We start from the raw sequence: 8,876 nt of genomic DNA on the forward strand, positions 1-8,876 counted from the left end.
TCGGTGACGGCGTCGAAGGCTTCGGCGAACACCGGGAAGGTCTCATACAGTCCCCGGCCCATCCCGGACCGCTGCGAGCCCTGGCCGGTGAACAGGAAGGCCGTCTTGCCCGGCGTGACGGATCCGGTCACGACGCCGGAGCCGTCCTCGCCGGTGGCGAAACCGGTCAGGCGGGACACGGCGGTCTCGCGATCGGGGGCCAGCACGACGGCGCGGTGCTCCAGGGCGGCGCGGGTGGTGACCAGGCTGTGCGCGGCGTCGATCGGCGCGGCTCCGGCCGTCAGCAGGTCGGCGAGCCGTCCTGCCTGGCCGCGCAGCGCCTCGGCGGTGCGGGCCGAGAGGACCAGCGGCACGTACGGCGCGGCCACCGGCTCCGGCCCCGGGACGGCGGGCTCGGCCGCCTCCTCAAGCGCGAACTCGGGCGCCTCCTCCAGGATGGTGTGCGCGTTGGTGCCGCTCACCCCGAAGGAGGAGATCCCGGCGCGGCGGGGACGGCCGTCCACCTGCCAGGCCCGGTTCTCGGTCAGCGGTCGCACCGCGCCCGCCGTCCAGTCCACGTGCGACGACGGCCGGTCGATGTGCAGGGTCCGCGGCATGACCCCGTGCCGCATGGCCATGACCATCTTGATCACGCCCGCGACACCTGCGGCGGCCTGAGTGTGCCCGATGTTGGACTTGATGGAGCCCAGCCACAGCGGCTCCTCGCGCTCCTGGCCGTAGGTGGCGAGCAGGGCCTGGGCCTCGATCGGGTCGCCGAGCCGGGTGCCGGTGCCGTGCGCCTCCACCACGTCCACATCGGTGGTCGAGAGGCCCGCTCCGGCCAGCGCCGCGCGGATGACCCGCTGCTGCGAGGGGCCGTTGGGGGCGGTCAGGCCGTTGGACGCGCCGTCCTGGTTCACGGCCGAGCCGCGCACCACCGCGAGCACCCGGTGCCCGAGGCGGCGGGCGTCCGACAGCCGCTCCACGAGCAGCACGCCGACGCCCTCGCCCCAGCCGGTGCCGTCCGCCGCGTCGGCGAACGCCTTGCAGCGGCCGTCCTGGGCCAGGCCCCGCTGCCGGGAGAACTCCACGAAGGCCACCGGCGTGGCCATCACGGTCACGCCACCGGCCACGGCGAGGTCGCACTCGCCGCTGCGCAGCGCCTGCACCGCCAGGTGCAGCGCCACCAGGGACGACGAGCACGCGGTGTCCACCGTGACGGCGGGCCCCTCAAGTCCGAAGGTGTAGGAGATCCGGCCGGACATCACGCTGGCCGCGCTGCCCGTCGCCAGGTAGCCCTCGGCGGCCTCCGGGTCCGCGCTGATCACACTGCTGTAGTCCTGGCCGTTGGTCCCGGCGAACACACCGGTACGGCTCCCCCGCAACCCGGTCGGGTCGATCCCGGCCCGCTCCAGCGCCTCCCAGGTCCCCTCCAGCAGCAGCCGCTGCTGCGGGTCCATCGCCAGCGCCTCACGCGGCGAGATCCCGAACAACTCGGCGTCGAACGCCGCCGCGTCGTGCAGGAACCCGCCCTCGCGGCCATAGGTGGTGCCAAGACGGTCCGGGTCCGGATCGAAGAGCGACTCAAGGTCCCAGCCCCGGTTGTCCGGGAATTCCGAGACGGCGTCCACCCCGCCCGCCACCAGCTCCCAAAGCTGCTCCGGCGTCCGCACTCCCCCGGGGAACCGGCAGCTCATCCCGACGATGGCGATCGGCTCGGAGTTCTGCTCCTCGATCTCGCGCAGGCGCTTATGGGCCTGGCGCAGCTCGCCGGTCACCCACTTCAGGTGGTCAAGGAGCTTCTCTTCATTCGCCATTGGAACGTCTCCCGCCAGAAGCAGCTAGCTGATATCGCACGATCATCAGGACTTTCCGAACTCACGCTGAATCAGGTCGAACAGGTCGTCGGCGGACGCGTCGGCCAGCTCGGCCTCCGCGTCGGCCTCGGCTGTGGCGATGGCCGCCTGGGCCGTCTGAGCCGCCTCGGCGGCCAGCCTCGACACGAGGTCCTGCAGCCGGGTGGTGACGGCCGCCAGCGCGGCCCCGCCGGCGGGCAGGCCCGCGATCGCGTGCTCCAGCCGGTCCAGCTCGGCCGCCGCCGCGTCCCCCGCGTCCTCCTCGGGGGCCAGCTCGGCGAGCAGGAACCCGGCCAGCACGGCGGGCGTCGGATAGTCGAACACCAGGCTCGCCGGCAGCCGCAGCCCCGTGCAGGCGCCGAGCCGGTTGCGCAGTTCCACGGCGGTCAGCGAGGTGAGGCCGAGGTCCTTGAAGGCCCGCTCCGCCTCGATCGCGGCGGCCGACTCGTGCCCCAGCACCAGCGCGGCCTGCTCGCCGACCAGTTCCAGCACGATCTCCTCGCGGTCCGCCTCCGAGGAGACGGCGGCCAGGAGTTCGCGCAGTTCGGCGGCCCGGTCGGCGGGCTCGGCCGCCGATGCCGCGCCGTCGGCCCGCTCCGGCGTGTGCAGCCAGCCGAGCAGCGGGCTGCGCCGGGCGGCGGTGAAGGCGGGCGCGAACCTGGGCCAGTCGATGTCCGCGATGGACACACCGGCCTCGCCGCGGTCCACGGCCTGGGCGAGCGCGGCGACGGCGGGCGCCGGGGGCAGCGGCGTCACCCCGCCCCGGTGCCAGCGCCCGGCGGCGGCCTCCCCGGTGGCCATGCCGTCCTCGGCCCACGGGCCCCAGGCGACCGACACGGCGGCCAGGCCCAGGCTCCTGCGGTGTTCGGCGAGCGCGTCCAGGTAGGCGTTCGCGGCGGCGTAGTTGGCCTGGCCGGGGTTGCCGAGCACCCCGGCGAAGGAGGAGAAGAGCACGAAGGCGTCCAGCTCCCGCCCTTCGGTCAGTTCGTGCAGGTGCCGGGCGGCGAGCGCCTTGCCCGCGAGGACGCTCCGCAGCCGATCCGGGGTCAGCGAGTCCACGAGGCCGTCGTCGAGCGCGCCCGCGGCGTGCACGACGGCGGTCAGCGGCAGGTCGTCCGGGATCTCGGCGATCACCCGGGCGAGCGCGTCGCGGTCGGCGACGTCGCAGGCCACGGCCGACGCGCGCGGTCCGAGTTCGGCCAGCAGCTCGCGGGCGCCCGGGGCGTCCGCGCCGCGGCGGCCGACCAGCAGCAGGCGGGGCGCGCCGCGTTCGGCGAGCCAGCGGGCGACGTGCGCGCCCAGTGCCCCGGTGCCACCGGTGATCAGTACGGTTCCCGTCGGGATCCAGGCGTCCCTGGCCGGGGCGTCGCCGAGCGGCGCGCGGGCCAGCCGCCTGCCGTAGGCGCCCCGGGCCCGGATGGCCACCTGGTCCTCGCCGGAGTCGCCCGCGAGCAGCGCGATCAGCCGGTCGCCGCCGCGTTCGTCCAGTTCGGCGGGCAGGTCGAGCAGTCCGCCCCACTGGTCGGGCAGTTCCAGGGCGGCGACCCGGCCGAAACCCCAGACCTGCGCCTGGAGCGGGGCGGTCACCGCGTCGCGCTCGCCGGTGGCGACCGCGCCCCGGGTGAGGCACCACAGCGGCGCGTCGAGCCCGGCGTCGCCCATCGCCTGGGCGAGGGCCACCGTCCCGGCCAGCCCGTGGGACACGCCCGGCCGGTCCGTCAGCGGGCGCTCGTCGAGGGCCAGCGTGGACACCACGCCAGCGACCTCACCGGCCGCGCGCAGCCGGTCGGCGAGCGCGGCGCGCGTCAGGCCGTCCGCCGGGACCTCGATCCGGGTGAACCGGACGCCCGCCCGGGTCAGGGCCGACTCCACGTCCGCGTCGGCGTTCTGTCCCGCCGGGGAGAGCAGCAGCCAGGTTCCGGCGAGCACCGGCACGACCGGCTCGTCGGTCAGCGGCAGCCAGGAAACGCCGTACCGCCAGGAGTCGGAGGCGTTCTGCGCCCGCCTGCGCCGGCGCCACGCGGACAGCGCGGGCAGCACGGCCCCCAGCTCGTCGCCGGGTTCCAGCTCCAGTGTTCCGGCGACGGCCTCAAGGTCGTCGGCCTCGACCGCCTCCCAGAACCGCGCCTCGACGACGTCCCTGGTCAGCTCCTCGTGGCGGGGCGCGGCCTCGGGCCAGTAGCGGCGGCGCTGGAACGCGTAGGTGGGCAGCTCGACCGTCCCCGTGGTGCCGTCGAAGACGGCGGTCCAGTCGGGGCGCGCGCCGTCCGCGTAGAGGCGGGCGACGGCGGCGAGCAGCGCTTCGGGTTCCTCGCGGTCGGCGCGCAGCGCCGGGACGAGAGTGGCGGTGTCGATGGACTGCTGGGCCATGGCGGTGAGCACGCCGTCCGGGCCGATCTCCAGGTAGGTGGTCACGCCCTGCCCGGCCAGTGCCCTGACGCCGTCGGCGAAGCGGACGGCGTCGCGGACGTGGCGGACCCAGTACTCGGCCGTGTAACCCTGCATTACCGAGCCGTCCAGGTTGGAGACGATGGGGATCCGGGGCTGCGCGTAGGAGATCTCCGCCGCGACCCGGCCGAACTCGGCGAGCATCGGCTCCATCAGCACGGAGTGGAACGCGTGGGAGACGGAGAGCCGCTTCACGCGACGGCCTTCCGCGCGGTAGTTCGCTTCGAGTTCGTCGACGGCCTCGGCCGCTCCGGACAGGACGATCGAGGTGGGGCCGTTGACGGCGGCGATGCCGACCCGGTCGTTGAGCGTGATCTCCTCTTCGGTGGCCTCGACGGCGAGCATCGCGCCACCGGCGGGCAGGGCCTGCATCAACCGGCCGCGCGCCTCGACCAGACGGCAGGCGTCTTCGAGGGACATCACCCCGGCGACGTGCGCGGCGGCGATCTCACCGATCGAGTGGCCGAGCAGCAGGTCTGGGACGATCCCCCACGATTCGACGAGGCGGAACAGCGCCACCTCCAAGGCGAACAGCCCGGCCTGGGTGTAACGGGTCTGGTCCAGCGGGCCGCCGTTCTCGAAGATCACCGAGCGCAGCGGGCGGTCCAAGTCGGCGTCGAACCGCGCGCACACCGCGTCGAAGGCGTCGGCGAACGCCGGGAAGGCCGCGTACAGTCCCCGGCCCATCCCGGCGCGCTGCGACCCCTGCCCGGTGAACAGGAACGCCGTCCGGCCCGCGCCCGCCGTGCCGCGCACCACGGACGGGGAGGCGTTGTCCCTGGCGAGGGCGTCCAGGCCGTGCAGGAAGTCGGCGTGGTCGGCGGCCAGCACGACCGCGCGATGCGGCAGGCCGGTGCGGGTCGCGGCCAGCGACCGGCCGACGAGCGCGGCGGACGGCTCGTCGCCGAGCACGGTGAGGTGATGGCGCAGCCGTTCCGCCTGGGCTCGCAGGGCGGCCTCGGACCTGGCCGAGAGCACCCACGGCAGGGCGTGGAACTGCGGAGGGGAGGACGGCCGTGCCGTCGGCGCCGGGGCCTGCTCCAGGATCGTGTGCGCGTTGGTGCCGCCGATGCCGAAGGCCGACACCGCCGCGCGGCGCGGCCGTCCGGGCTCCGGCCAGGCGGTCCGCTCGGTGAGCAGGCGGACGGCGCCCGCCGTCCAGTCCACGTGCGGGGTCGGCTCGTCCACGTGCAGGGTGGGCGGCAGCTCCGCGTGCCGCAGCGCGAGCACCATCTTGATCACGCCCGCGATCCCGGCGGCGGCCTGGGTGTGCCCGATGTTGGACTTCACCGAGCCGAGCCACAGCGGCTCGTCGCGGTTCTGACCGTAGGTCGCGAGGAGGGCCTGGGCCTCGATCGGGTCGCCGAGCGCGGTCCCGGTGCCGTGCGCCTCGACCGCGTCCACGTCGGACGGCTCCAGCCCGGCGCCCGCGAGGGCCTGCCGGATCACCCGCTGCTGGGACGGGCCGTTCGGCGCGGTGAGGCCGTTCGACGCGCCGTCCTGGTTCACGGCCGAACCCCTGACCAGGGCGAGCACCTGGTGCCCGTTGCGCTCCGCGTCCGACAGCCGCTCCAGCAGCACCAGCCCGACGCCCTCGCCCCAGCCGGTGCCGTCGGCCGCCGCCGCGAACGCCTTGCAGCGCCCGTCGGCGGCCAGGCCGCGCTGGTGGCTGAACTCGACGTAGGCCAGCGGCGTGGACATCACGGTCACGCCCCCGGCCAGCGCCAGTTCGCACTCGCCGTTCCGCAGCGCCTGCGCCGCCAGGTGCAGCGCGACCAGCGAGGAGGAGCACGCGGTGTCCACGGTCATCGCCGGGCCCTCAAGGCCGAACGCGTAGGACACGCGCCCCGACATGACGGCGGCGGCGCTGCCGATCGCGAGCTGGCCCTCCAGCCCGGACGTGGTCCCTGCCGTCGCCACGTCGCTGTAGTCCTGGCCGTTCGTACCCGCGAACACCCCGGTACGGCTGCCGCGCATCGCGGTCGGGTCCAGCCCGGCCCGCTCGAACGTCTCCCAGGCCGCCTCCAGCAGCAGCCGCTGCTGCGGGTCCATGGCCAGCGCCTCGCGCGGGGATATCCCGAACAGGTCGGCGTCGAACTCCGGCGCGTCGTAGAGGAACCCGCCCTGCCTGGCGGGGGCCGCCGCGTCGCCGTCCGGCTCGGCCATGCCGGTGAGGTCCCAGCCCCGATCGGCCGGGAAGTCGGACAGCGCGTCCACCCCGCCCGCCAGCAGCTCCCAGAACTCCTCCGGCGTCCGCACCCCGCCCGGGAAGCGGCAGCTCATCGCGACGATCGCGATCGGTTCGTCCACCGGCCCGCGAGCCGCCCGCTCGGCGCCCGCGCCCGCCACCGTCCCGGCCAGTTCACCGAGCAGGTAGCCGGCCAGCGCGGCCGGAGTCGGATAGTCGTAGATCAGCGCGGCCGGGAGCTTCAGCCCGGTGGCCGCGCCCAGCAGGTTGCGCAGCTCGACGGCGGTGAGCGAGGTGAAGCCGAGGTCCTTGAACGCCCGCCCGGCCTCGATCGACCCGGCCGAGGCGTGCCCGAGCACCTGGGCCGCCTTGCTCCGCACCAGCTCGCCGAGCAGGTTCCCGGCGGCGGGACCGGCGGCGGCGAGGCGCTCGCGCAGACCGGTGGCCGCCGCGTCCCCCGTGTCGGCGCGCTCGGCGGTCGCCCGCGCGGCCTCGGGGATGTCGTCGAACAACCGGCTGTCCCTGACCACGGTGAACCCGGGGCCGAAGGCGGACCAGTCGAGGTCGGCGATCGTGACGCAGGCGTCGCCCTCGGCCAGCGCGTGGCCCAGCGCGGCGACGGCGGGCGCGGGCCCCATCGGCGGCAGCCCCATCCGGCGCAGCCGGACGGCCACCATCTCGTCGTCGGCCATTCCCGCGTCGGCCCACGGCCCCCAGGCCACCGACGTGGCGGGCAGGCCGTCCGCGCGGCGGCACTCGGCGAGCGCGTCCAGGTAGGCGTTGGCGGCGGCGTAGTTGGCCTGCCCGGCGTTGCCGATCGTGCCGGTGAGCGAGGCGAACAGCACGAACGCCGACAGGCCGGAGTCCCTGGTCAGCTCGTCCAGGTTGCGGGCGGCGAGCACCTTGGCGCGGAGCACGGTCTCGAACCGGTCGGGGGTCAGCGCGTCGATGACGCCGTCGTCGACCACTCCGGCCACGTGGAAGACCGCGCTGACCGGGTGCTCGGCCAGCAGTGCGGCCAGCGCGTCGCGGTCCGACGCGTCGCACGCGGCGACCGTCGCCGTGGCGCCCAGCTCCGCCAGCTCGGCCGCGAGTTCGGCCGCGCCCGGGGCGTCCGGCCCTCTGCGGCTGGTCAGCAGCAGGTTCCCGGCCCCCCGGACGGCCAGCCAGCGTGCCACGTGCGCGCCGAGCGCGCCGGTGCCACCGGTGACCAGGACGGTTCCGGTCGCCAGGTCCGGGCCCGTCGTGCCGTCCCGCTCGATCGGGGCACGGCGCAGGCGGCGCGCGAACACCCCCGAGGGGCGGATGGCCACCTGGTCCTCGCCGGTTCCGGCCAGGACGTCGGCCAGCCGGGCGGCGGCCCGCTCGTCCAGTTCCTCAGGCAGGTCCACCAGGCCGCCCCACCAGCGCGGATACTCCAGCGCGGCGACCCTGCCCAGGCCCCACACCAGCGCCTGCCCGGGGGCCGGAGCCGGGTCGAACCGGCCGGCCGCCACCGCGCCCCTGGTCAGGCACCACAGCCGGGCCTCGGAGCCGGTGTCGGCGAGCGCCTGCACCAGCGCGGCCGTCGCGGCGAGTCCGTGGGTGAGGGCCGCGCCGTCCGCGACGGGCTCCTCGTCCATGCCGAGCAGGGACACCACACCGGCCAGCGGGCCCAGCTCGCGCAGGCGCTCGGCCAGCGCGTCCCGGTCGAGGCCGGGACGGCGCAGCACGGTCACGCCGGCCCCGGCGCGTTCGAGCGCCTCGGCCGGGACGGCGGGGGTTTCGTCGTCGTCCGTCACCAGCAGCCAGGTCCCGGTCAGGGATCCCGTCGCGGGCTCCACGGGCCGCCAGGCGATCCGGTACCGCCACGAGTCCGCCACCGAACGTTCCCGGCGACCGCGACGCCACGAGGAGAGCGCGGGGAGGACCGCGCCCAGGGCGTCGCCGTCCAGGTCGAGCGTCCCGGCCACGGCCTGCACGTCCTCGGCCTCCACGGCCTCCCAGAACCGGGCCTCCACCGGATCGGCGGCGACGGCGGCGGCCTCGGGGGGCGCGTCCACCCAGTAGCGCTCGCGCTGGAAGGGGTAGGTGGGGAGGTCGATGGCGCGGGCGGCGGGGAGCAGGGCGGTCCAGTCGGGGATGTGGCCGCTGACGTGGAGGGTGGCCAGGGCGGTGATGACCGTCCGGGGCTCGTCGCGGTCGGCGCGCAGGGCGGGGACGAAGGTGGCGTCCTCGATGGACTGCCGGGCCATCGCGGTGAGCACACCGTCGGGGCCGAGTTCCAGGTAGCGGGTGACGCCCTGGGTCTGGAGGGTCGCGATCCCGTCGGCGAAGCGGACCGCTTCGCGGACGTGACGGACCCAGTACTCGGCCGTGTACTCGGCGACCGGTGAGCCGTCCAGGTTGGAGACGACCGGGATCTG

2 protein-coding genes are annotated in these 8,876 nt (G+C 75.5%); both read right to left on the bottom strand.

Annotated elements, in window-relative coordinates:
* On the bottom strand, nt 1-1,745 hold a 1,745-nt coding region (locus P3X83_RS42845), incomplete at its 3' end, for a type I polyketide synthase (RefSeq protein ID WP_277311203.1).
* 96 nt (nt 1,746-1,841) lie between these two features.
* On the bottom strand, nt 1,842-8,876 hold a 7,035-nt coding region (locus tag P3X83_RS42850; protein ID WP_277311202.1), incomplete at its 5' end, for a type I polyketide synthase.

The organism is Spongiactinospora sp. TRM90649 (assembly GCF_029382225.1).
Classification (GTDB): Bacteria; Actinomycetota; Actinomycetes; order Streptosporangiales; family Streptosporangiaceae; genus Spongiactinospora.